The sequence below is a fragment of the Enterobacter cloacae complex sp. OE43NF genome (assembly GCF_023544405.1).
Taxonomy (GTDB): domain Bacteria; phylum Pseudomonadota; class Gammaproteobacteria; order Enterobacterales; family Enterobacteriaceae; genus Enterobacter; species Enterobacter cloacae.
This window is the reverse complement of record NZ_JAMJFW010000052.1, coordinates 1-22,079: the sequence shown is the minus strand read 5'-3', so window position 1 is coordinate 22,079 and position 22,079 is coordinate 1. Positions and strand designations below refer to the sequence as shown.

Here is a 22,079-nt window from a genome sequence, read left to right as displayed (position 1 = left end):
CGCTTCTGACAAAATACAGGCCATCCCCCCTTTCAAACGTTACAGACGGAATCTTCTCTCTGATGGCAGCAAAGATTATTGACGGTAAAACGATTGCGCAGCAGGTGCGCTCTGAGGTCGCGGAAAAAGTGAAGGCGCGTAAAGCGGCTGGTTTTCGCGCACCAGGGCTTGCCGTTGTGCTGGTTGGTAGCAACCCGGCATCGCAGATTTATGTCGGCAGCAAACGCAAAGCGTGTGAAGAGGTGGGGTTCGTCTCCCGCTCTTACGATTTGCCGGAAACCACCACCGAAGCAGAACTGCTGGAACTTATTGACACCCTGAATGCCGATAAAGAGATCGACGGTATTCTGGTCCAGCTGCCGCTGCCGGCAGGCATCGACAACGTGAAGGTACTTGAGCGTATCGCGCCGGATAAAGATGTGGACGGTTTCCACCCGTATAACGTTGGCCGTCTGTGCCAGCGCGCGCCGCGCCTGCGTCCCTGCACCCCGCGCGGCATCGTGACGCTGCTGGAGCGTTATAACATCGACACCTACGGTCTGAACGCCGTAGTGATTGGCGCCTCCAACATCGTAGGCCGTCCGATGAGCATGGAGCTGCTGCTGGCCGGTTGCACCACCACCGTGACCCACCGCTTCACCAAAAACCTGCGTCATCACGTCGAGAATGCCGATCTGCTGATCGTCGCGGTCGGTAAGCCGGGCTTCATTCCCGGGGAATGGATTAAGGAAGGGGCGATTGTCGTGGACGTCGGGATTAACCGTCTGGAAAACGGCAAAGTGGTTGGCGACGTGGTTTATGAAGATGCCGCAGCGCGTGCCTCTTACATTACCCCGGTACCGGGCGGCGTAGGCCCAATGACCGTAGCAACCCTGATTCAGAATACCTTGCAGGCATGCGAGGAGTATCACGACGTAGAGGACGCGTAACATGGCGACATTTTCATTAGGTAAACATCCACACGTTGAGCTGTGCGATCTGCTGAAGCTGGAAGGCTGGAGCGAGAGCGGTGCGCAGGCCAAGATTGCCATTGCCGACGGGCTGGTTTTCGTCGACGGCGTGGTAGAAACGCGTAAGCGCTGCAAGATTGTTGCCGGTCAGACCGTCAGCTTTGACGGTCAGAGCGTGACCGTTACGGCCTGAGCCGTCTGATGCCCTCACCCTAACCCTCTCCCACAGGGAGAGGGGATAAAAAAATCCCCCCACACCCATCACGGTTAATTATCGATCAACTTCAAATAATCACTATTTCATCTGTTGAAAAGTGAAAATTGTGTTGCGCGTTTTTCACGCTTTGCCCACGATAAGTAGAACGTTCTACTAAAACGTTCTACTTACAATAACAGCGCTAAAAAAAGCGCTTCTCGGGGGAAATCAGCATGAGTCTGATATCAGGGTTTGTTAAATCGCTGTCTAAGTTATCGATGATTGGTCGCGCCTTAATGCTGCCAATTTCACTGCTTCCCGCTGCGGGCCTGCTGCTGGCCTTTGGCGATAAGTTTCACCTGCCGCTGATGATGAACGCGGGTGGGGTTATCTTTGATAACCTGCCCATGCTGTTTGCCATTGGCTCCGCCGTGGGTCTGGCATCGGAATCCGGCATTGCCGCACTGTCTGCCGCCGTCTCGGTGTTTGTTACCAATATCACCATCAGTACCGTGCTGAGCATTACGCCAGAAATGGCCTCTCAGGGCGGTAAATACGCTATGGTGGTCGGCATCCCGACGCTGCAGATGGGCGTATTTGGCGGGCTTATCTGCGGTATTCTGGCGGCGTGGTGCTATAACCGTTTCCACACCATGCAGCTGCCGGAGTTCCTTGGCTTCTTCTCCGGCAAACGCTTTGTGGCGATTGCCACGGCGTTTCTCTCGTTCCTGCTCGGTCTGCTGCTGCCCTACGTCTGGCAACACATTCAGGCAGGCATCGACGCGCTCTCCGTGGTGGTGAACGGCGATAATCAGGCCGCCTCAACCTTTATCTTCGGTCTGGTCGAACGCGCCCTCATCCCGCTCGGTCTGCACCATATCTGGTATCCCTCTTTCTGGTATTCATTTGGTGATTACACCACTCAGGCGGGCCAGGTGATCCACGGCGACCAGACCATCTGGTTCAAGATGCTGGAAGAAGGGGTGAAATCCTTCAGCAGCGACACCTACCAGAACGCCGGTAAGTTCATGCAGGGTGAATTCCCGCTGATGCTGTTTGCCCTGCCTGCGGCGTGTCTGGCGATGTATCATGAAGCGCATACCAAAAATAAAAAAATCGCGGCCGGTATTCTGTTCTCTGCGGCACTCACCTGCTTCCTGACGGGGATCACCGAGCCGGTGGAGTTCACTTTCATCTTCGTCGCGCCGATCCTCTACGTCTTTAACGCCATTATGGCGGGCCTGGCGTACATGACCATGTATCTACTGCACGCCCATATCGCCAAGTCGTTCTCGGCAGGCTTTATCGATTATCTGTCGTTCGGGATCCTGCCGTCATTCAACGGCTATCAGACCAACTTCCTCAATGCCATTATCATTGGTATTCCGATGGGCCTGATTTATTACTTCACCTTCCGTTTCGTGATCCGTCGCTTTGACGTGAAAACGCCGGGCCGTACCGAAGTGACCGCCAGCGCGGATGATAAATCCGATTCTGAACTCGCCACCGAAATCATTACCCTGCTGGGCGGTGCGCACAACATCGACTCCGTTGGCTCCTGTATTACCCGTCTGCGCCTGGAAGTGGCAAAAAGTGATGCGGTGGATAAAGATGGCCTGAACGGACTCGGCGCACGCGGCGTGGTCTTCGTGGGTGATAACGGAATTCAGGTGATTTTCGGTGCCAGAGCACAGTTTATCGCCCAGACCATGTCCACCATGATTGGCAAATAATAAGATGCCGGAACGACACGTCTCCTGTAGGCTGAGAGACGTGTCGTATCTGGCTGATAATCGGTAAATTTCAGGGAGCGGTTTTGAAGAAAGTCAGCATCATTGATGTCGCAAAGCACGCGGGTGTGTCGGTCTCTACCGTATCGCTGGTGCTGCGCCAGAAAGGGAAAATCTCCGAAGCAACGATCGAGAAGGTCAATGCCGCCATCACGACGCTGGGCTATGTTCATAACGTTGCCGCTGCTAACCTTCGCGCCAACACCTCCAACCTGATCGGCCTGATCCTGCGTGATTTTAGCGACAGCTTTTCCATCAAAGTCATGGCGAGTATCGTCCAGGAGCTGGAGAAGCAGGGCTATATGGTTTTTCTCGGCCAGCCGCTGAACGATCGGGAGCATTTAGAGCGCACCCTGCTCTCCTTTAAGCAACAGGGCGTGGCGGGTGTGATCTATCTCGCGTCGGATACGCGCTCCTCAACCCTGCCGGAGCAGATCCGCCAGTGCCCGCTGCCGCTGGTGGTGGTCTCGCAGTCTCTGCTGGATGAAAAATGCAACCTGGTGATGCGCGATAACCGCCAGGCGGCAAACCTGGCCGCGCGCTATCTTATCGAGCGCGGGCACCGCAACATCGCCTACATTGGCGGACGGGAAGGCTGCCTTATTCGCGAACAACGCCTGCTTGGATTTCGCAGCGCAATGACCCAGAACGGGCTGGTGTGGCGCGATGAAAGCTCCCCGGCCTGCAGCGATGACACGCAAGCCGCCGCAATGGCGACCCGCCAGCTGCTTGAAAAAAACAACACCATCACCGCCCTGCTCTGCCATTCACCGGATGCGATGATCGGCTGCATTAGCGGCATTCATCAGGTGGGCCGTACCGTGGGAAAAGATGTATTTCTGACGCAGCAGGTCGCGCTGGTGGGCTTTGAAGATATGCTGCACGTCAACCTGACCTCGCCGTCGTTTACCTATGTCTCCTCCGCCAGTGACGAGACAGGCCGCCAGGCGGCGGGTCTTATCATCCGTAAGCTGAAAGAGCCAGAGCTGCAGACGCAGCGCATTACCCTCTCCGGCCAGCTTATCGCGCGGGAATCGGCGTAAAAATCGGAATTTAGCACAGGTCAGTTCCAGCAAAATCGCTGCTATATTCCCATGATTTGTCATGGAAAATTACGATGCCTACCGTTATCACACACGCTGCTGTTCCGCTTTGCCTGGGCTTAGGCCTGGGAACCCGGGTTATTCCTCCCCGCCTGCTTTTCGCCGGTGTCGTGCTCGCGATGCTGCCCGATGCCGACGTGCTGGCGTTTAAGTTCGGCGTTGCTTACGGCAATGTTTTCGGCCATCGCGGCTTTACCCATTCACTGCTGTTTGCCTTTGTGGTGCCGATACTCTGCGTACTGGTCGGGCGACGATGGTTCAGGGCAAGTTTGACGCGCTGCTGGCTGTTTTTAACCGTGTCGCTGCTGTCGCACAGCCTGCTCGATTCCGTCACCACCGGCGGCAAGGGCGTCGGCTGGCTGTGGCCGTGGTCAGATGAACGGTTCTTTGCGCCGTGGCAGGTGATTAAGGTCGCCCCGTTTGCCCTGTCGCGCTATACCACGCCGTACGGGCATCAGGTGATTATCTCTGAACTGCTGTGGGTGTGGCTGCCGGGAGTGGTGCTGATGGGGCTGTTGTGGTGGCGAAAGCGTGCACGCTGATGCCCTCACCCCGGCCCTCTCCCACAGGGAGAGGGAGAACACCTAACAATCCCCTCTCCCTGTGGGAGAGGGTTAGGGTGAGGGGAAAATTACTTACGGCGCCAGGTGGTCCCCTGTGGGCCATCTTCCAGGATGATCCCCATCTCGGTCAGGCGATTGCGCGCCGCATCCGCTGCCGCCCAGTCTTTCGCCTGACGGGCTTCCAGACGCGCGTTAATCAGCGCTTCAATCTCTGCCACTTCGCCGTCATCCGCCTGCGCACCGCTCTGCAGGAAGGCATCCGGCTCCTGCTCCAGCAGGCCAAGCACGGAAGAGAGTTTACGCAGGTGAGCAGCCAGCGCATTCGCCGCCGCCATATCTTCTGACTTCAGGCGGTTGACTTCACGCGCCATATCGAACAGCACCGAGTAGGCTTCCGGGGTGTTGAAATCATCGTTCATCACCTCAACAAAGCGGGCCTCAAACGCCTCGCCGCCCGCGGCCTCCACGGACTTGTCGGTACCGCGCAACGCAGTGTACAGACGCTCCAGCGCAGAGCGTGCCTGTTTCAGGTTCTCTTCACTGTAGTTCAGCTGGCTGCGGTAGTGGCCCGACATCAAAAAGTAACGCACGGTTTCCGCATCGTAATACTTCAGGACGTCACGCACGGTGAAGAAGTTGCCCAGCGATTTAGACATCTTCTCGCGGTCAACCATCACCATCCCGGAGTGCATCCAGTAGTTCACATACTCGCCGCCGTGCGCACAGGTGGACTGCGCGATTTCGTTTTCGTGGTGCGGGAACATGAGGTCTGAACCGCCGCCGTGAATGTCAAAATGTTTGCCCAGCTGTTTGCAGTTCATCGCCGAGCACTCAATGTGCCAGCCCGGACGCCCTTCTCCCCATGGAGATGGCCAGCTTGGTTCGCCCTCTTTGGACATCTTCCACAGCACGAAGTCCATTGGGTTACGCTTCACGTCAACCACGTCAACGCGCGCGCCAGCCTGCAGTTGGTCAAGATCCTGACGGGAAAGCGAGCCGTAGGTAGGATCGGTTGGCACTGAGAACATCACGTCGCCATTGTCCGCAACGTACGCGTGGCCGCGTTCAATCAGCTTTTCCGTGATCTCGATAATTTCGTGAATATGGTGGGTCGCACGCGGCTCGCTGTCCGGGCGCAAAATGTTTAACGCGTCAAAATCCTTGTGCATCTCAACGATCATACGATCCACCAGCGCGACAAAGCTTTCGCCATTTTCATTAGCGCGCTTGATGATTTTGTCGTCAATATCGGTGATGTTACGCACGTACTTCAGGTTATACCCGAGGAAACGCAGGTAACGCGACACGACATCGAATGCGACAAAGGTACGGCCATGTCCGATATGACAGAGATCGTAAACCGTAATACCACACACGTACATGCCGACTTCCCCGGCATGGATAGGTTTAAATTCCTCTTTCTGGCGCGTCATTGTATTAAAGATTTTTAACATCGAAGATTCCATGTAAACACGTGTGTGGACGAAAACCGGGTATTCTACCCGTAATTCAAACCCGAAGCAGCACACAATGCAAGGTGATCGCATCCTGTGGTTATGCTATAACAGGCCCCTATATCTGACCCGAACGCGGGTCGACGTACCACAATAACGGAACAGGATGCAAAAATGGTTACTTTCCACACTAATCATGGCGATATCGTAATCAAAACCTTTGATGACAAAGCGCCTGAAACAGTTAAAAACTTCCTGGACTACTGCCGCGAAGGTTTCTACAACAACACCATTTTCCACCGTGTGATCAACGGCTTTATGATCCAGGGCGGCGGTTTTGAACCGGGTATGAAGCAGAAAGAAACAAAAGAAGCGATCAAAAACGAAGCCAATAACGGCCTGAAAAACACCCGCGGCACGCTGGCGATGGCGCGTACTCAGGCACCTCACTCTGCCACCGCGCAGTTCTTCATCAACGTGGCTGACAACGACTTCCTGAACTTCTCCGGCGAAAGCCTGCAGGGTTGGGGCTACTGCGTATTCGCAGAAGTGGTTGAAGGCATGGACGTGGTCGACAAGATCAAAGCCGTTTCCACCGGCCGCAGCGGCATGCATCAGGACGTTCCAAAAGAAGACGTTGTGATTACCAGCGTGACCGTCAGCGAGTAATTCGTGGCGACACTCTTTATTGCAGATTTGCACCTGCAAACAGAAGAACCGGCGATCACCGCCGGTTTTCTGCGTTTTTTAGCGGGTGAAGCCAGACACGCCGACGCGCTTTACATCCTTGGCGACCTGTTTGAAGCCTGGATCGGCGACGACGACCCCAACCCGCTGCACCGTGAAATGGCTGCCGCCATTCACGCGCTGGTCACCTCCGGCGTTCCCTGCCACTTCATTCACGGCAACCGCGATTTTCTGGTCGGCCCTCGCTACGCCGGCGAAAGCGGCATGACGCTGCTGCCAGAAGAACAGGTGCTTGACCTCTATGGTCGAAAAGTCCTGATCATGCACGGTGACACGCTCTGTACGGATGATACCGGCTATCAGGCGTTTCGCGCGAAGGTCCACACCCCGTGGATCCAAAAGGTGTTCCTTGCCCTGCCGCTGTTTATCCGTAACCGTATCGCCGCCAGAATGCGCGCGGGCAGTAAAGCCGCCAACAGCAGTAAGTCGATGACCATCATGGACGTCAACCCGCAGGCAGTGGTCAACGTGATGGAGAAACACCACGTCCAGTGGTTGATCCACGGTCATACCCACCGTCCCGACGTGCATACGTTGGTCGCCAACGGCGAACCGGCTCACCGTGTGGTACTGGGCGCGTGGCACAGCGAAGGATCGATGGTGAAAGTCACGCCTGAAGGTGTGGAACTGATCGCTTTCCCGTTTTAATCTCCCCCGCAAAACTCATTCTATTTTTTTGAACGATATCGGCAAATTGTTTCGATTTTAATCAGCCCGTGGTCGGCCTATCATTTATCACATCAGGGCAACACGCCCTATGCCAAACAAAACACTTAAGGATTACGACCATGAAATCTATCAAAACTTTCGTTGCAGTTGCCGCTCTGTCTCTGATCTCTTTCGGTTCTTTCGCACAAAGCGTTAGCGCGACAGCCTCAACTCTGGATCGTGCAGAAGCGAAAATTGCCGCTCAGGCTGCTGAACAGGGCGCGTCTTACAAAATCACCAGCGCACAGTTCAATAACCGCGTGCACATGACTGCAGAACTGACTAAATAAGATCGCCGTTTGCCGTGCCGCCAGTAGATCCGCGACAGCGACAAGACGATGAGGAAGGAAAGAGAATGAAAAAAATCAGCATCGTAAGTGCCCTGCTGCTGTTCGCTGGACTGTCCACTGGCGCGATGGCAGCAGAGAATGGCTTCTGTGTACCGGAAGCCGGCTCGAATATCGACACCAGCATGGTGAATCATATTGATGTCAGCCACGCATTCGACAAAGAGAACCTGACCGCAGGGGATCTTCAGTAACCTCTCAAAACAGACCGCCTGAATGCGGTCTGTTTTGTTATTCCCGCGCACCACAACGGCTCGGTTTTTAACCGCGCAACCGTTTTCCTTGCCCGTATTACATGCTATTCTCTGTGCCCTCGAAAGCAGTGTGTTTCGCACCACAGGAGTTTTAAGACGCATGTCTTCCCGCAATAATCCGGCGCGTGTCGCCATCGTGATGGGGTCCAAAAGCGACTGGGCTACCATGCAGTTCGCCGCCGAAATCTTTGAAATCCTGAATGTTCCTCACCACGTTGAAGTGGTTTCCGCACACCGCACGCCGGATAAACTGTTCAGCTTTGCCGAAAGCGCGCAAGAGAATGGTTACGAGGTGATCATTGCCGGTGCGGGTGGTGCAGCTCATCTGCCGGGCATGATTGCCGCCAAAACGCTGGTGCCGGTACTGGGTGTTCCGGTGCAGAGCGCCGCACTGAGCGGTGTCGACAGCCTTTACTCCATTGTGCAGATGCCGCGTGGCATTCCTGTGGGTACGCTGGCCATCGGCAAAGCGGGCGCGGCAAACGCGGCTCTGCTGGCAGCGCAGATCCTGGCGACGCACGATAAAGCCTTACTTCAGCGTCTGGCGGACTGGCGTAAAGCCCAGACCGACGAAGTGCTGGACAACCCGGACCCGCGGGGTGCGGCATGAAGCAGGTTTGCGTCCTCGGCAACGGTCAGTTAGGCCGCATGCTGCGCCAGGCCGGTGAACCGCTGGGCATTGCCGTCTGGCCGGTCGGTCTGGATGCCGAACCCGAAGCCGTGCCGTTCCACCAGAGCGTCATTACCGCTGAGATTGAACGCTGGCCGGAAACCGCGCTGACCCGTGAACTGGCGCGCCATAACGCTTTTGTGAACCGCGACGTGTTCCCAATCATTGCTGACCGTCTGACGCAAAAACAGCTGTTCGACAAGCTCGGACTGGCGACCGCGCCGTGGCAGTTGCTGTCTGATAAAAGCGAGTGGAACGATGTCTTCGCTATGCTGGGCGAACTGGCGATTGTAAAGCGTCGCGTCGGCGGTTATGACGGCCGCGGACAGTGGCGTTTGCGCGCGCACGAAACCGCCGAACTGCCGGAAGAGTGCTACGGAGAGTGCATCGTTGAGCAGGGCATCAACTTCAGCGGTGAAGTGTCGCTGGTTGGCGCTCGCGGCCACGACGGGCGTACCGTATTTTATCCTCTGACCCATAACCTGCATCAGGACGGGATCTTACGCACCAGCGTCGCCTTCCCGCAGGCCAATGCTGAACAGCAGGCCCAGGCTGAAGAGATGCTCTCGGCCATTATGCATGAACTGGGTTATGTGGGCGTGATGGCGATGGAGTGTTTTGTAACGCCGTCTGGTCTGCTGATCAACGAACTGGCACCGCGCGTTCACAACAGCGGTCACTGGACCCAAAACGGCGCATCAATCAGCCAGTTTGAGCTGCACCTGCGCGCCATTACTGACCTGCCGCTGCCGCAGCCGGTGGTTAACAGCCCTTCAGTGATGATCAACCTGATCGGTACCGATCTGAACTACGACTGGCTGAAGCTGCCGCTGGTGCACCTGCACTGGTACGACAAAGAGGTTCGTCCGGGGCGTAAAGTGGGTCACCTGAACCTGAACGACAGCGACGCAGGCCGCCTGAGCGCTACCCTGGAAGCGATGATCCCTCTCCTGCCGCCGGAATACGCAAGCGGGATTGTCTGGGCGCAATCAAAGCTCAAATAAGCGATAATTGCCGGGGAGTTGATCTTCCCCTTCCCCGGCCTCTCCTCACGCGCGTAAAATCCCCCTCCATTGCTGTTTTGATTTCTGGAATAACCATGAACGATGGAACGGATTATCGCGCGATACTCGCGTCCGATACCCCTTTGATTGACGTTCGCGCGCCGATCGAATTTACGCAGGGTGCGATGCCTGCGGCAATCAACCTGCCTTTAATGAACGACGACGAACGCGCCGCCGTGGGGACCTGCTACAAACGCCAGGGGCCCGACGCTGCGCTGGCGCTCGGCCATAGTCTGGTGAACGGCGACACGCGGGAGGCCCGGCTCAACGCCTGGCGCGAAGCCTGTCTTGCCCGTCCTGAGGGCTTTATCTGCTGCGCGCGCGGCGGACAGCGCTCGCATATCACGCAGGCCTGGCTGAAAGAGGCTGGCGTGGATTACCCGCTGATCCGCGGCGGCTATAAAGCCCTGCGTCAGACGGCGATTCAGGTCACTATTGAGCAGTCACAAAAACCGATGGTGCTTATCGGCGGCTGTACCGGAAACGGTAAAACGTTGCTGGTGAAGCAGCACGTGCAGGGGATCGATCTGGAAGGGCTGGCCCACCATCGCGGCTCATCGTTTGGCCGCACGCTGACGCCACAGCTTTCCCAGGCAAGCTTTGAAAATCATCTGGCCGTCGAGCTGTTGAAAAAAGATGCTGCACGTTGGGTGCTGGAGGATGAGGGCAGGATGATTGGCTCTAACCATCTGCCGGAATGCCTGCGCGACCGGATGGCCGAAGCCCCTATCGTGGTGGTAGAGGATCCGTTTGACATTCGTCTTGAGCGCCTGCGCGAAGAGTATTTCGACCATATGTGGGCCAATTTTTCTGCCGCCTACGGCGAAGAGGCAGGCTGGAAGGAGTATAGCGAGTACCTGCACCACGGTCTGTTCGCCATTCGCCGCCGTCTGGGGCTGCAGCGTTATGCGGAATTCACCGCGCTGTTAGATTCCGCACTGCTGGAACAACAACGCTCTGGCAGCACTGACGCACACTTTAGCTGGCTTGCGCCGCTGCTCAGTGATTATTACGACCCGATGTACGGCTATCAGCTGGAGAAGAAAGCGGAGAAGATTGTATATCGCGGGACGTATGGCGAGGTCGCTGACTGGCTTGATCGCTGAAAGAAAGCCGGGTGGCGAGGTAAAAGCAAAACGGCAACCTGGTTGCCGTTTTTAATGTTTGTACCCTCTCCCTGTGGGAGAGGGTCAGGGTGAGGGTTAGAAGTCGTAACGCAGACGCACCAGGTTCATATCGCCCAGGTTGTCGGTGCTGGAGGTGAACACGTGTTCGTAATCCACACGGAAACCGTAGTCCAGCTGGAAGCTGATACCCACACCGTTGTCGATGCGCTGGTAGTTACGGCCGTTCACGTACTCGATACGGTCACCCATGAAGTATGGCTGGATGGATTTAACCGCATACTGATTGATTGGGAATTTGTACCCTGCGAAGTATTCGATACCCCATGCGTCACCGGCAAAGTAGTCGTTAACAGACACTTTTTTGGTGGTCAGGAAGTTCTGGTACCAGCCGCCGCCAGCAGAGAAGGTCCAGTTATCCGGTGTCCAGCTGAGCGCGGTACCGAGGATGTTCTGGTCATAGGTTTTGCTGTCGCCGTTGTCCGGGTTACGCATATCCGCACGGGTGTAGTTCCATGCCGCGCCCCAGGTCAGATCGGTGGTCAGGTGGTAATCGATACCCAGGGAACCGCCGCCTTTACGCTTGTAGCGCAGACCGTTGCCCGGCAGGTATTCGCTGTCTTCAAACAGGTAAGAGGCGTAGATATCAGCATCGCCAACGGTTTTCTTATATTTCAGCATATTGCGTGAACGATAAGAGCCATCGTAGTCGCCGTTGATACCGTTACCTGGTGCCTGACCGATCATGTCGTAGTCCCAGATATCGGTTTTCACACCCACCACATCATAGTACACGCTGTTCTGTTGACCGAAGGTCAGCGTACCCCAGGTGTCGCTCTTCAGACCGGTGTAGAGCATACGGCGCGTGGTGTCGTGGGCACCCTCGGCATAGTGATGATCCCAGTTGAACTGGGCAGGGATATTCACACCCAGTTCGTAGTAGCTGATCCAGCTGATGTCGTCGAACAGATAGTAATCTGCCGCAAAACGGAAACGGGTGCCGCCGTCGAAGCCGTTACGTTTGTAGCTGTTTTTACCGTCGTCGCCCGTCATGTTCTGGAACTGAGGACGAATACTGCCGCCAACGGTAAAGTTCAGACGGCTCAGCGGGTTACCCGCCTGAGGATCTTGCTTAAGAACTGTGATTTCCGCCTGAGATGCGAAGGAGGTTAATGCCACTGCTGCGCCAATAGCTGTCGCCAGCGCGGTTGTTTTTATAGTCATTATTTTTCCTTAATAGACACGCTGCTAAATATTTAGCGTGTGAATATTAACTGGAAATAATCGGGCTGTGTGGGCGGGTTTTTAATGTTTTGTGCTACTAAATGAGTGGGTATTATCGATTTGTGCTGTTAACGGGCTGCGTACCAGCATTTAAACCGGCACGCAACCATCACGTCTGTGAACTAACTGACAAACTGGCGGAACAATGCTTTGCCTTTTAACAGCCGCGTTCCGAGCCAGCCGCCGCAAAGTGAAAGCAAAAGCGCACCGCACACCGGCAGCGTCAGCCACAGGCGCCAGTCTGGCTCCCACGGGAAGTCGAAGACTTTCGACTGCAGCACTGCCAGCGCCGCCTCTGCGCCAATGGCGGCCACCAGGCCTGCCACCAGCCCCAGCAGGGCGAACTCGCTCCACAGCGTAGCCCTCAGCAGGCGCTTGCCGGCTCCCAGCGTACGGTAGACCACCAGCTCCTGATGACGCTGACGCATGCCAACCTGCACCTGTGCCAGCAGCAACAGCACGCCGCAAATCGTCACCAGTACCACCATCACCTCCAGCGCGCGGCTGACCTGCTCCAGCACCTGACCGACCTGTTTCAGTATCGCGCCAATATCCAGCAGGCTGACCGTCGGGAATTCCCGGTTAAGCTGCGTCAACATGCCGTTGCCGTTCTCCCAGCGGAAGCTGGTGAGCCAGCTCTGCGGCTGTCCATCCAGCGCCCCGACAGGGAAGATAAAGAAGAAGTTTGGCCGCAGGCTTTCCCAGTCCACTTTGCGCAGGCTGGTCACTCTGGCGCTGAAATCCTGCGTGTCGCCGGTAAAGGTCACGCTATCTCCCAGCTTCACATTCAGACGCTTTGCCAGCCCCTCTTCCATCGACACTTCCCCAGCCTTTGGCGGCCAGCTTCCGGCGGTGATCGGATTGTGATCCGGGCGCTTCTCCTGCCAGGTCAGGTTTAGCTCACGGTTGAGCGACTCATCTTTATTTCCCTCCGTCGACTGACCGTTGATCTGCGTCAGGCGCGCACGCACGATCGGATAGAACGACTCGGGAATAATGTGATGCTCAGAGAGAAAACCCTTCAGTGGTGTCACCTGTTCTGGAGCAATATTGATCAGAAAATAGTTCGGGCTTTCCGGCGGAAGCTGCTGTTGCCAGCGATCCAGCAGATCGCCGCGCAGCACCAGCAAAAGCGCCAGCAGCATAAACGAGAGCGAAAACGCCGAAAGCTGGCTCAGCGTTGACCACGGCTGATGCAGCAGACGGTTCACCGCCAGCCGCACGGGAAGGGATTTAATCGTCATCCTTTTCAGAACAGTGAGCAACATCCAGCCCAGCACGCCACACAGCAGCGCCAGAACCACCGCCCCAACCAACACGGCCCACAGCAGGGTACTCCCGCCCATCAGCCAGGCAAGGAGCCCGATCACCACGGCTATCATCACCGGCAGGTAGTATTTAAGCGGCCAGACGCTGGCCACCACATCGCGGCGCAGCACGCGCAGCGGCTGGGTGGCGAGCAGGAGCCGGTACGGGCGCAACCCCACCAGCAATGAAATCACGGTCATCGCGCCAATCGCCCACAGCCACGGCCAGAGGCTTGCTGGCGGCAGCGCGGCAGGCAGTACCGGTTTCAGGAGCATCATCAGCAGCTTTTCAAACAGCAGACCTGTCGCCCCACCGGTGACGGCCGACAGCGCCAGCACCATCAGCCACTGGCCAACAATCAGCCTCCGCAATTGCGCCCTGCCCGCGCCAAGGGTTTTGAGGATCGCCACCAGATCGTAACGGCTGCGGCAGTAGTGTCCCATCGCCACGGCAACCGCCGCGACGGCCAGCAGCAGGGTTAACAGTGCCGAGAGCAGCAGGAACTGCTGAGAGCGTTCAAGAGACTTGCCGAGCGCGCCCTCATCCTGCTCAAGCCCGTACCAGCGGTGCTCCGGTTTTAACTGCGGCAGAAGCCATTTTTCATACGCCTCCAGCTGCGCAGGCGTGCCGCCAAACTTATAGCGCCAGGTGACACGGCTCCCCGGCTGGACGGCGTTGGTTTTCGCCACGTCTGCGGTGTTCATCAGCAAGCGTGGGGCGAGCTGGAACGGGTTGAAGCCGGAATCGGGTTCCTGAACCACCTCCCCGGCAATGGTCAGCGTCGCGTCCCCCACGTCGATGCTGTCACCTGTTTTCAGGTTCAGCAGCGCCATCAGTCGCGGTGCCAGCAGCACCGTACCGGCTTTCGGTTTGACGCCTGGCGGACTGGTCTGCAGTTCACCGTACATCGGGTAGATATTATCCACGGCTTTGACGCTGGCCAGCTGCGGCGTGTCACCGGCAAAGGTCATGGTCTGGAAGCTTATCTGCTCCCCGACCTTGAGCCCCCGCTTGCGCGCTTCGTCGATCCAGCCCGGCGGGACGGCGCGCGAGCTTTGCAACGCCCTGTCGCCCGCCATAAATTCGCGGCTTTGCTGGCTAAGCCCTTTCTCCATGCGATCGCTGACGCTGCCCAGCGCCAGCACGCAGGCTACCGCCAGGCTTAACGCCAGCCAGACGATCAGCAGCGAAGGCGAGCGCCACTCGCGCCAGAACCAGCGGGCAATCATGCTTCCTCCTGCAATTCACCGTTGACCAGCCGCAGGCGGCGATCGCAGCGGGCGGCCAACTGCGGATCGTGCGTGACCAGAATCAGCGTGGTGCCATGTTCCCGGTTGAGCGAGAACAGCAGATCGGCAATCTTATCGCCGGTTTTACGGTCCAGGTTCCCGGTGGGTTCATCGGCAAACAGCACCTCCGGGCGACCATTAAATGCGCGGGCCAGCGCCACGCGTTGCTGCTCTCCACCGGAAAGCTGCGCCGGAAGATGGTCAAGGCGTTTCCCCAGCCCCAGCTGTTCCAGCAATGCCTTCGCATGATCGCGGCTTTCACGGCTGCTTTCTCCGCGCAGCAGCGCGGGCAACTCAACATTTTCCAGCGCGTTCAGGGTGGGGATCAGCATGAAGGACTGAAACACAAAACCGATGTGACGGGCACGTAGCGCGGCACGCGCCTCTTCATCAAGCTGATGCAGCGGCTGTCCGACCAGGTTAACCTCGCCGCTGCTGCCGTCGTCCAGTCCGGCCAGAATAGCCAGCAGCGTGGACTTACCGGAACCGGATTCGCCAATCAGCGCAATGGTTTCGGCAGGTTTGACAACGAGTTCAACTCCGGTAAGGATGGAAAGCTCGTGTTCCCCCTGACCGACGGACTTCTTAAGACGATGAACTTCAACAATGTTTTCCGCTGGCATTTGCCCTTCCTGTTTTTGATTCTGATGACTTTCCGCGCGGCGGCAGCGGACACGTTACTGGTTCTCGGCGACAGCCTCAGCGCAGGCTATCGTATGGCGGCCAGTGCGGCCTGGCCGGCTCTGCTCAACGAAAAATGGCAGAGCAAAACGTCTGTTATCAACGCCAGCATCAGCGGTGATACCTCGCAACAGGGCTTGTCGCGCCTGCCGGCTTTGCTCAAACAGCATCAACCGCGATGGGTGCTGGTGGAGCTGGGCGGTAACGACGGATTGCGTGGCTTCCAGCCTCAGCAAACGGAACAAACCCTGCGCACCATCCTGAAGGACATTAAAGCGGCAAACGCCCAGCCGCTGCTGATGCAAATTCGCCTGCCCGCCAACTACGGTCGTCGGTATAATGAAGCCTTTAGCGCGATCTACCCTAAGCTTGCCAACGAGTTTGATATTCCGCTGCTGCCATTTTTCATGGAAGAGGTCTATCTCAAACCCAACTGGATGCAGGATGACGGGATCCACCCCAATCGCGATGCACAGCCGTTTATTGCCGACTGGATGGCAACGCGGCTGGCTCCTTTAGTTAACCATGACTCCTGATTAAGCGGAGATCCTGACAGGTAAAGTTATGCAAAAATCGGTCTTAATTACAGGATGTTCCAGCGGAATTGGTCTTGAAAGCGCGCTCGAATTAAAGCGTCAGGGATTTCAGGTGCTGGCGGCCTGCCGTAAACCTGACGATGTGGAACGCCTCAACGGGATGGGGTTCACCAGCGTGTTGCTGGATCTGGACTCACCGGAAAGCGTTGAACGCGCCGCAGATGAGGTGATCGCCCTTACCGGCAACCGTCTGTACGGTCTGTTCAATAATGCCGGTTACGGTCTCTATGGCCCGCTGAATACGATCTCCCGCGAACAGCTTGAACAACAGTTTTCCAGCAACTTTTTCGGTGTGCATCAGCTCACCATGCGCCTGCTTCCGGCGATGCTGCCTCACGGTGAAGGGCGTATCGTGATGACCTCCTCGGTGATGGGGCTGATTTCTACCCCCGGCCGCGGCGCGTACGCCGCCAGCAAATATGCGCTGGAAGCATGGTCGGACGCCCTGCGCATGGAGTTGCGTCACAGCGGGATTAAGGTGAGCCTGATTGAACCCGGCCCCATCCGCACCCGTTTTACGGATAACGTCAACCAGACGCAGGCGGACAAACCGGTCGAAAACCCCGGCATCGCCGCACGTTTTACCCTTGGGCCGGAAGCGGTTGTCGCGAAAGTGCGCCATGCTTTTGAGAGCGATAACCCAAAAATGCGCTATCCGGTAACGCTGGTCACCCATGCCGTAGGCTGGTTAAAACGTCTGCTGCCGGGCCGGATGATGGACAAAATTTTACACGGTTGAGTTGAAGCGACGACGCTCACCCCCATGTAAATAACAAACCGATAAAAGAGAATGCCGCATGTCCGTACAGAATATCGTCAATATTACTGAAGCAAACCTGCAACAGGTCCTCGAACAGTCGATGGTTAAACCGGTACTGTTCTACTTCTGGTCTGAACGCAGCCAACACTGTCTGCAACTGACGCCGGTCCTCGAAAGCCTTGCCGCGCAATACAATGGCCAGTTCATTCTCGCCAAACTGGACTGTGATGCAGAACCCATGGTGGCCTCTCAGTTTGGCCTGCGCGCCATCCCCACGGTCTATCTTTTCCAGAATGGACAGCCTGTTGATGGCTTCCAGGGACCGCAGCCTGAAGAGGCGATCCGCGCCCTGCTGGATAAAGTGCTGCCGCGTGAGGAGGAGCTAAAAGCGCAGGAAGCCATGGCGCTGATGCAGGAAGGTAAATACGACGAAGCCCTGCCGCTGTTGAAAGACGCCTGGCAGCTCTCTAAGCAGAACAGCCAGATTGGCCTGCTGCTGGCTGAAACGCAGATTGCCCTGCACCGCTCAGAAGATGCTGAAGCCGTGCTAAAAACGATCCCGTTGCAGGATCAGGACACCCGCTATCAGGGCCTGGTGGCGCAAATTGATCTGCTGAAACAGGCGGCGGATACCCCGGAAATCCAGCAACTCCAGCAGCAGGTTGCCGATAACCCGGCCGACGCAGCGCTGGCAAGCCAGCTGGCACTCCAGCTGCATCAGGTGGGTCGAAACGAAGAGGCGCTGGAATTGCTGTTCAGCCATCTGCAAAACGATCTGGCGGCCGCAGACGGTCAGGCGCGGAAAATGTTCCAGGAGATCCTGGCCGCGCTGGGTACCGGCGATGCGCTGGCCTCGAAGTACCGTCGTCAGCTGTACGCGCTGCTGTACTAAAAAAAATGCCCGGTGGCGCTCACGCTTACCGGGCCTACACAAACAGGCTTAATCCGCTTTTTTTAGCTGTGTGACCACCAGCTGGTGGCGCGCGTTGTAGAACTTCCTATACGTCAGATAACAGGCAATGATGGTCGACAGGCTCGCCGTGGAGAGCAGCATAAAGGTCACCATGATCTGATATTTGATCGCTTTCACCGGATCAATGCCAGCGAAGATCAGCCCTGACATCATCCCCGGCAGACTCACCAGCCCCACCGTTTTCGCCGAATCCACCGTAGGGATCAGCGACGCGCGGATACTCTCACGAATCAGCCGCGCCGACGCCACTTTTGGCGTGGCCCCCAGGCTTAACTTCTCCTGCAGCTTCTGTTGCTCACTGCTGAAGCGCTGGCCAAGGTTGTTGTAGCACAGCCCTACCGCCACCATGGCGTTCCCGGCGATCATCCCGGAGATGGGGATCACCTGCATCGGCGTAAACTCAATAGAGCCAGATAGCACCAGCACCGCCAGCGTCAGCGCGGTCCCGGTCGTAATGGCAATAAATGACGAGACAAACGCCTTATCGATATATTTGCTGCGCTTCTGCGCATTCCACGCTGCGTTGAAGCAGATAAACAGCACCATCAGCAGCGTCAGCACCGCGTGGTTGACGTTAAAGATGTACTTCAGCACATAGCCAACGATGATGAGCTGAATCACCGCGCGGCAGATGCTCCAGAGAATATCTTTCTCCAGCCCCAGCTTTTCCCGGTAGCTGACTAAAATCGCCACCAGTACCAGCACCATGGAAAACGCCAGCGATGCGTTGGTGATATTATGCTCACCCATGGTTTGCCTCCTGCCATTTCCCACCCTGCGGCTGCAGCGTGATGACATCATCCGCATGGGCAATTTCATTTGCGTCGTGCGTCACCCACAGCACGGCAATATTCTGTTCACTGGCATAGCGATGGATGATGTCGTTCACGTTGCGCTTGTTGGCCTCATCCAGCGCGCTGGTGATCTCGTCCAGCAGCAGCACCTTCGGTAAAAACTGCAGGTTACGAATCAGCGAAACGCGCTGCTTTTCGCCCCCGGAGAGCTCATTAATGGATTTGGTCAATGTCTCCTGCGCCAGGCCAAAGCGGGCCAGGTCAGCGATAAATTTATTCGGCTCTGGCGTTTGCTGGCGAATCTGCCACGGGAAGATCAGGTTGTCATAGACCGTTTCGCCGAACAGTGAAGGGGTCTGTACACAATAAGAGACCTGCTGGCGATAGCGTTCCGGGGAGAGGGTCGCAATATCGTGGCCCTCAAACAGAACGGTTCCCTCCGTAGGACTTAGCAGTGAAGCCACAATTTTCAGCAACGTGCTTTTGCCGCAGCCTGACGGCCCGGTGATTAATTTAAACTCGCCCGGTGAAAGGCAAAATTCGACGTGCTGAAGGATCGTATTCCCCCCAACACGAAACCCGACATCCCTGAGATGTAATATGTTTTTTTGATCGTTCATTCCGCTTCCGTTAACCGCTTCTGGTAAAAATCGTCTGTAGCATAATCCTTTGTCCCTTCCCAGCCTATTTTCAGAGGCGAATTTCAGCCCGATAGCCGATATACTGATGAACAATAAACATGCATTTTTACTCATCAACAGCATGCAAAACAGGAGGTTTTTATGCTTATCGTTGTTCCTGTCCTTATATTCGTTGCGCTGGTTATTGTGGGCGCCGGGGTCAAAATTGTCCCGCAGGGATATCAGTGGACCGTTGAACGCTTCGGCCGCTACACCAATACACTCCAGCCAGGCTTGAGCCTGATTGTTCCCTTCATGGACAGAATTGGTCGCAAGATCAACATGATGGAACAAGTGTTGGATATCCCCTCGCAGGAAGTTATTTCGAAGGATAACGCCAACGTCACCATCGATGCCGTCTGTTTTATTCAGGTAATTGATGCGCCCAAAGCCGCCTATGAGGTGAGCAACCTGGAGCTGGCGATTGTTAATCTGACGATGACCAACATCCGTACGGTACTCGGCTCTATGGAGCTGGACGAAATGCTCTCTCAGCGTGACAGCATCAACACCCGTCTGCTGCACATTGTTGATGAAGCGACAAACCCGTGGGGCATTAAAGTCACCCGCATTGAAATCCGGGACGTTCGCCCACCTGCGGAGCTTATCGCTTCGATGAACGCCCAGATGAAGGCAGAACGAACCAAGCGCGCCTATATTCTGGAAGCCGAAGGGGTGCGTCAGGCGGAGATCCTGAAAGCCGAAGGTGAAAAACAGTCGCAAATTCTGAAAGCGGAAGGGGATCGCCAGTCTGCCTTCTTGCAGGCAGAGGCGCGTGAACGTTCTGCCGAAGCGGAAGCCCGCGCAACCCAGATGGTATCCGAGGCCATTGCCGCCGGTGACATCCAGGCCGTGAACTACTTTGTCGCGCAAAAATATACCGATGCGCTGAAAGAGATCGGCTCGGCAAATAACAGCAAAGTGGTGATGATGCCGCTGGATGCCAGTAGTCTGATGGGCTCCATTGCCGGGATTGCTGAACTTATCAAAGACAGCGGAAACGAGCGCAAAAAATGATTGAGCTGATCGTCGCACATCCTCATGCTTTCTGGCTAAGCCTGGGTGGCTTACTGCTGGCCGCAGAGATGCTTGGTGGCAACGGTTATCTGCTCTGGAGCGGTGTGGCCGCGGTGATTACCGGGCTGCTGGTCTGGCTGCTCCCCCTGGACTGGGCGTGGCAGGGCGCGCTGTTTGCCGTGCTGACGCTGGTGGCCGCCTGGCTGTGGTGGCGCTGGCTGAACCGTCAGGTTAACGAGCAAAAACCGCTGGATACCCATCTCAATCAGCGTGGACAGCAGATCGTCGGCCAGCGCTTTACGCTTGAGACCGCGCTGGTGAACGGCCGCGGACATATGCGCGTGGGCGATAGCTCCTGGCCGGTGGTGGCCGACGATGACCTCAGCGCCGGGACGCGGGTTGAGGTCATCGCGGTGGAAGGGATTACGCTTCGGGTGAAAGCCTGCTAAGCCTGCGCCTTACGATGACAGCAGCCGGCAAGATTATCGATAATCGGGCAGTCGGCGCTGTCATCTCCCGGACAGGATTCCGCCAGCGCCAGCAGCTGCTTGCGCATCGCTTCCAGTTCCGTAATGTGCCGTTCAATCTCCGCCACTTTTTCCAGCGTCCGTTTTTTTACATCTGCGCTGTGGCGTTTTGGATCGTTGAACAGATTCACCAGCTCACCGCACTCTTCAAGGTTAAAACCCACCTGACGCGCCTGACGCAGTAAGGTCAGCTCGTCCAGATGCAGTTGCGTGTAGCTACGGTAGCCGTTTTCGCTGCGCAGCGGCGGCGTCACCAGCCCCTTCTCTTCATAAAAGCGGATTGCTTTGCTGGTCAATCCGGTTTTTTTCGCAACATCGCTGATATTCACATTTCCCCCTTGACCTTCCCCTTGATGGTGGGATCCTGACAAGCGCAGCCCCGTAAGGCACAGCGCCGAATCAGTATTTTACAGACTTAATTAACCCGCAAATCCCCCGCTTTGCCTCCAGAGTGTGGATTCCGCTGAGAGGATTATAGCTCACAGCATCCAGTAAATAATCTGGTGCGAAGTGTGCGTAAACCATCGTTTGATAAATATCCGCATGGCCCAATATCCGCTGCAAAGCAATTATGTTGCCCCCCTTCTTCATGAAGTGCGTTGCGAACGTGTGCCGCAAAGCATGGGCCGCCTGTCCATCTGGCAAGTTGGGTTTTGCTTCTTTCATCCTCAACCGGAACGTTTTGTAACTTACTCAGAAAAGACGCCCTGATTACCTGTGTTTGATAATCCTAGCATTATCATCCGATATTGGAAAAACGCGCCTTTCACCGTTATTTGTCAGGGTAAACATAACCCTGTTACCGACAATATTCTCCCCTTTCAAAGCGGTATGCCTCTCACCACCTAGCACCAGTAGCCAGCAGCAAAATCGCAATTCGGTAGTAAGTCCACACGAATCACAGCGATATCTCAATCAAATATGGCAACAGATTCGCGCTGAACTCGCACGCCGCGAAATTCCTGTTTTCGGTCTTCCCGTCGCTGATTCCCATCATGACGGTACTCCGCATTGACATGGCCTGCTGTTTACAGCCCCAGAGCACATGTAGTAACACTATGCATGATCCTATTACCTATTACCTATTACCTATTACCTATTACCTATTACCTATTACCTATTACCTATTACCTATTACCTATTACCTATTACCTATTACCTATTACCTATTACAATAATAGGTTAAAAGCCCCCCAAAGG

The 22,079-nt window shown here is 56.1% G+C and carries 26 protein-coding genes; 18 read left to right on the top strand and 8 right to left on the bottom strand.

Annotated elements, in window-relative coordinates:
• Nucleotides 1-62 precede the first annotated feature (62 nt).
• The 5 genes from folD to M8370_RS19380 all read left to right on the top strand — a co-directional run bounded on the left by folD (nt 63) and on the right by M8370_RS19380 (nt 4,581).
• Nucleotides 63-929: a bifunctional methylenetetrahydrofolate dehydrogenase/methenyltetrahydrofolate cyclohydrolase FolD gene (gene folD, locus M8370_RS19400; protein WP_013095929.1), complete on the top strand. Its 867-nt coding sequence runs from the start codon at nt 63-65 to the stop codon at nt 927-929.
• 1 nt (nt 930) lies between these two features.
• Nucleotides 931-1,143, top strand: a complete 213-nt coding sequence (gene ybcJ, locus M8370_RS19395; RefSeq protein WP_023621558.1) for a ribosome-associated protein YbcJ — start codon at nt 931-933, stop codon at nt 1,141-1,143.
• A 236-nt stretch (nt 1,144-1,379) separates the two neighbouring features.
• Nucleotides 1,380-2,879 carry a PTS transporter subunit EIIC gene (locus tag M8370_RS19390; RefSeq protein ID WP_014830936.1) on the top strand — a complete coding sequence of 500 codons (1,500 nt, stop codon included), beginning with the start codon at nt 1,380-1,382 and terminating at the stop codon, nt 2,877-2,879.
• A gap of 83 nt (nt 2,880-2,962) precedes the next feature.
• Nucleotides 2,963-3,979 (top strand): Mal regulon transcriptional regulator MalI, encoded by a 1,017-nt coding sequence (malI, locus tag M8370_RS19385; protein ID WP_020685029.1) that lies wholly within the window; start codon nt 2,963-2,965, stop codon nt 3,977-3,979.
• A 74-nt stretch (nt 3,980-4,053) separates the two neighbouring features.
• The gene (locus M8370_RS19380; RefSeq protein ID WP_045902391.1) at nt 4,054-4,581 is read left to right on the top strand and encodes a metal-dependent hydrolase; all 528 of its coding nucleotides are present in this window, start codon (nt 4,054-4,056) and stop codon (nt 4,579-4,581) included.
• An 89-nt stretch (nt 4,582-4,670) separates the two neighbouring features.
• Here the strand turns inward: M8370_RS19380 and cysS are convergent, their stop codons facing one another.
• Nucleotides 4,671-6,056 carry a cysteine--tRNA ligase gene (cysS, locus tag M8370_RS19375; RefSeq protein ID WP_094085169.1) on the bottom strand — a complete coding sequence of 462 codons (1,386 nt, stop codon included), beginning with the start codon at nt 6,054-6,056 and terminating at the stop codon, nt 4,671-4,673.
• A gap of 174 nt (nt 6,057-6,230) precedes the next feature.
• Here cysS and ppiB point away from each other — a divergent pair, with 174 nt between their 5' ends.
• The 7 genes from ppiB to mnmH all read left to right on the top strand — a co-directional run bounded on the left by ppiB (nt 6,231) and on the right by mnmH (nt 10,952).
• The gene (gene ppiB, locus M8370_RS19370) at nt 6,231-6,725 is read left to right on the top strand and encodes a peptidylprolyl isomerase B (RefSeq protein WP_020685026.1); all 495 of its coding nucleotides are present in this window, start codon (nt 6,231-6,233) and stop codon (nt 6,723-6,725) included.
• A 3-nt stretch (nt 6,726-6,728) separates the two neighbouring features.
• Nucleotides 6,729-7,451, top strand: a complete 723-nt coding sequence (gene lpxH, locus M8370_RS19365; RefSeq protein ID WP_250021607.1) for a UDP-2,3-diacylglucosamine diphosphatase — start codon at nt 6,729-6,731, stop codon at nt 7,449-7,451.
• A 140-nt stretch (nt 7,452-7,591) separates the two neighbouring features.
• Nucleotides 7,592-7,801 carry a YdgH/BhsA/McbA-like domain containing protein gene (locus tag M8370_RS19360; RefSeq protein WP_013095921.1) on the top strand — a complete coding sequence of 70 codons (210 nt, stop codon included), beginning with the start codon at nt 7,592-7,594 and terminating at the stop codon, nt 7,799-7,801.
• A gap of 65 nt (nt 7,802-7,866) precedes the next feature.
• On the top strand, nt 7,867-8,052 hold the full coding sequence (locus M8370_RS19355) for a hypothetical protein (protein ID WP_250021606.1): 186 nt from the start codon (nt 7,867-7,869) through the stop codon (nt 8,050-8,052).
• A 160-nt stretch (nt 8,053-8,212) separates the two neighbouring features.
• Entirely contained in the window at nt 8,213-8,722 is a 510-nt protein-coding gene (gene purE / locus M8370_RS19350) for a 5-(carboxyamino)imidazole ribonucleotide mutase (protein ID WP_040021485.1), read from the top strand.
• Entirely contained in the window at nt 8,719-9,786 is a 1,068-nt protein-coding gene (gene purK, locus M8370_RS19345; RefSeq protein ID WP_013095918.1) for a 5-(carboxyamino)imidazole ribonucleotide synthase, read from the top strand. The genes purE and purK overlap by 4 nt, the downstream gene beginning before the upstream one ends.
• Before the next feature lie 95 nt (nt 9,787-9,881).
• Nucleotides 9,882-10,952 (top strand): tRNA 2-selenouridine(34) synthase MnmH, encoded by a 1,071-nt coding sequence (mnmH, locus tag M8370_RS19340; protein ID WP_250021605.1) that lies wholly within the window; start codon nt 9,882-9,884, stop codon nt 10,950-10,952.
• Nucleotides 10,953-11,048: 96 nt separating this feature from the next.
• Here mnmH and M8370_RS19335 read toward each other — a convergent pair whose 3' ends face one another.
• From M8370_RS19335 to ybbA, 3 genes are all read right to left on the bottom strand, one after another.
• On the bottom strand, nt 11,049-12,194 hold the full coding sequence (locus tag M8370_RS19335; RefSeq protein ID WP_013095916.1) for a porin: 1,146 nt from the start codon (nt 12,192-12,194) through the stop codon (nt 11,049-11,051).
• Between the two features lie 182 nt (nt 12,195-12,376).
• Nucleotides 12,377-14,791 (bottom strand): putative ABC transporter permease subunit YbbP, encoded by a 2,415-nt coding sequence (ybbP, locus tag M8370_RS19330; RefSeq protein ID WP_250021604.1) that lies wholly within the window; start codon nt 14,789-14,791, stop codon nt 12,377-12,379.
• Nucleotides 14,788-15,474: a putative ABC transporter ATP-binding protein YbbA gene (ybbA, locus tag M8370_RS19325; RefSeq protein ID WP_013095914.1), complete on the bottom strand. Its 687-nt coding sequence runs from the start codon at nt 15,472-15,474 to the stop codon at nt 14,788-14,790. The genes ybbP and ybbA overlap by 4 nt, the downstream gene beginning before the upstream one ends.
• Here ybbA and tesA point away from each other — a divergent pair.
• From tesA to M8370_RS19310, 3 genes are read left to right on the top strand one after another with little or no spacing between them, the layout of a single operon-like run.
• Complete coding sequence (gene tesA, locus M8370_RS19320; RefSeq protein ID WP_013095913.1) at nt 15,445-16,068, top strand: multifunctional acyl-CoA thioesterase I/protease I/lysophospholipase L1; 624 nt, start codon at nt 15,445-15,447, stop codon at nt 16,066-16,068. The genes ybbA and tesA overlap by 30 nt on opposite strands.
• A 28-nt stretch (nt 16,069-16,096) precedes the next feature.
• Nucleotides 16,097-16,867, top strand: a complete 771-nt coding sequence (locus tag M8370_RS19315) for an SDR family oxidoreductase (protein ID WP_013095912.1) — start codon at nt 16,097-16,099, stop codon at nt 16,865-16,867.
• 58 nt (nt 16,868-16,925) lie between these two features.
• Nucleotides 16,926-17,780: a co-chaperone YbbN gene (locus tag M8370_RS19310; protein WP_013095911.1), complete on the top strand. Its 855-nt coding sequence runs from the start codon at nt 16,926-16,928 to the stop codon at nt 17,778-17,780.
• A 48-nt stretch (nt 17,781-17,828) separates the two neighbouring features.
• Here the strand turns inward: M8370_RS19310 and fetB are convergent, their stop codons facing one another.
• Both fetB and fetA read right to left on the bottom strand, forming a co-directional pair.
• Nucleotides 17,829-18,611 (bottom strand): iron efflux ABC transporter permease subunit FetB, encoded by a 783-nt coding sequence (gene fetB, locus M8370_RS19305; RefSeq protein ID WP_020685020.1) that lies wholly within the window; start codon nt 18,609-18,611, stop codon nt 17,829-17,831.
• Nucleotides 18,604-19,275: an iron efflux ABC transporter ATP-binding subunit FetA gene (gene fetA / locus M8370_RS19300; RefSeq protein ID WP_013095909.1), complete on the bottom strand. Its 672-nt coding sequence runs from the start codon at nt 19,273-19,275 to the stop codon at nt 18,604-18,606. Before fetA ends, fetB begins: the two co-directional genes overlap by 8 nt.
• A gap of 162 nt (nt 19,276-19,437) precedes the next feature.
• Between fetA and M8370_RS19295 the strand changes: the two genes are divergently transcribed.
• Together M8370_RS19295 and M8370_RS19290 are read left to right on the top strand one after the other, a co-directional pair.
• Nucleotides 19,438-20,352 (top strand): SPFH domain-containing protein, encoded by a 915-nt coding sequence (locus tag M8370_RS19295; protein ID WP_008499312.1) that lies wholly within the window; start codon nt 19,438-19,440, stop codon nt 20,350-20,352.
• Nucleotides 20,349-20,801 carry an NfeD family protein gene (locus M8370_RS19290; protein WP_020685017.1) on the top strand — a complete coding sequence of 151 codons (453 nt, stop codon included), beginning with the start codon at nt 20,349-20,351 and terminating at the stop codon, nt 20,799-20,801. The genes M8370_RS19295 and M8370_RS19290 overlap by 4 nt, the downstream gene beginning before the upstream one ends.
• On the opposite strand, the gene cueR is transcribed toward M8370_RS19290, so the two are convergent.
• On the bottom strand, nt 20,798-21,208 hold the full coding sequence (gene cueR / locus M8370_RS19285) for a Cu(I)-responsive transcriptional regulator (RefSeq protein ID WP_013095907.1): 411 nt from the start codon (nt 21,206-21,208) through the stop codon (nt 20,798-20,800). The genes M8370_RS19290 and cueR overlap by 4 nt on opposite strands.
• Before the next feature lie 70 nt (nt 21,209-21,278).
• Complete coding sequence (locus M8370_RS23655; RefSeq protein WP_095454688.1) at nt 21,279-21,545, bottom strand: tyrosine-type recombinase/integrase; 267 nt, start codon at nt 21,543-21,545, stop codon at nt 21,279-21,281.
• 55 nt (nt 21,546-21,600) lie between these two features.
• On the opposite strand from M8370_RS23655, the gene M8370_RS23650 reads away from it, so the two are divergent.
• Nucleotides 21,601-21,894, top strand: a complete 294-nt coding sequence (locus M8370_RS23650; protein WP_369706333.1) for a replication endonuclease — start codon at nt 21,601-21,603, stop codon at nt 21,892-21,894.
• Nucleotides 21,895-22,079: the final 185 nt, after the last annotated feature.

Coding starts and splice junctions, on each gene's coding strand:
- tesA (WP_013095913.1), top strand. CDS start 15,445: ATGAACTTCAACAATGTTTTCCGCTGGCATTTGCCCTTCCTGTTTTTG.
- cysS (WP_094085169.1), bottom strand. CDS start 6,056: ATGTTAAAAATCTTTAATACAATGACGCGCCAGAAAGAGGAATTTAAA.
- M8370_RS19360 (WP_013095921.1), top strand. CDS start 7,592: ATGAAATCTATCAAAACTTTCGTTGCAGTTGCCGCTCTGTCTCTGATC.
- folD (WP_013095929.1), top strand. CDS start 63: ATGGCAGCAAAGATTATTGACGGTAAAACGATTGCGCAGCAGGTGCGC.
- M8370_RS19310 (WP_013095911.1), top strand. CDS start 16,926: ATGTCCGTACAGAATATCGTCAATATTACTGAAGCAAACCTGCAACAG.
- ybbP (WP_250021604.1), bottom strand. CDS start 14,791: ATGATTGCCCGCTGGTTCTGGCGCGAGTGGCGCTCGCCTTCGCTGCTG.
- M8370_RS19315 (WP_013095912.1), top strand. CDS start 16,097: ATGCAAAAATCGGTCTTAATTACAGGATGTTCCAGCGGAATTGGTCTT.
- purE (WP_040021485.1), top strand. CDS start 8,213: ATGTCTTCCCGCAATAATCCGGCGCGTGTCGCCATCGTGATGGGGTCC.
- M8370_RS19295 (WP_008499312.1), top strand. CDS start 19,438: ATGCTTATCGTTGTTCCTGTCCTTATATTCGTTGCGCTGGTTATTGTG.
- M8370_RS19335 (WP_013095916.1), bottom strand. CDS start 12,194: ATGACTATAAAAACAACCGCGCTGGCGACAGCTATTGGCGCAGCAGTG.
- fetB (WP_020685020.1), bottom strand. CDS start 18,611: ATGGGTGAGCATAATATCACCAACGCATCGCTGGCGTTTTCCATGGTG.
- M8370_RS19355 (WP_250021606.1), top strand. CDS start 7,867: ATGAAAAAAATCAGCATCGTAAGTGCCCTGCTGCTGTTCGCTGGACTG.
- ybcJ (WP_023621558.1), top strand. CDS start 931: ATGGCGACATTTTCATTAGGTAAACATCCACACGTTGAGCTGTGCGAT.
- M8370_RS19390 (WP_014830936.1), top strand. CDS start 1,380: ATGAGTCTGATATCAGGGTTTGTTAAATCGCTGTCTAAGTTATCGATG.
- ppiB (WP_020685026.1), top strand. CDS start 6,231: ATGGTTACTTTCCACACTAATCATGGCGATATCGTAATCAAAACCTTT.
- fetA (WP_013095909.1), bottom strand. CDS start 19,275: ATGAACGATCAAAAAAACATATTACATCTCAGGGATGTCGGGTTTCGT.
- M8370_RS23655 (WP_095454688.1), bottom strand. CDS start 21,545: ATGAAAGAAGCAAAACCCAACTTGCCAGATGGACAGGCGGCCCATGCT.
- purK (WP_013095918.1), top strand. CDS start 8,719: ATGAAGCAGGTTTGCGTCCTCGGCAACGGTCAGTTAGGCCGCATGCTG.
- mnmH (WP_250021605.1), top strand. CDS start 9,882: ATGAACGATGGAACGGATTATCGCGCGATACTCGCGTCCGATACCCCT.
- ybbA (WP_013095914.1), bottom strand. CDS start 15,474: ATGCCAGCGGAAAACATTGTTGAAGTTCATCGTCTTAAGAAGTCCGTC.
- M8370_RS19290 (WP_020685017.1), top strand. CDS start 20,349: ATGATTGAGCTGATCGTCGCACATCCTCATGCTTTCTGGCTAAGCCTG.
- M8370_RS19380 (WP_045902391.1), top strand. CDS start 4,054: ATGCCTACCGTTATCACACACGCTGCTGTTCCGCTTTGCCTGGGCTTA.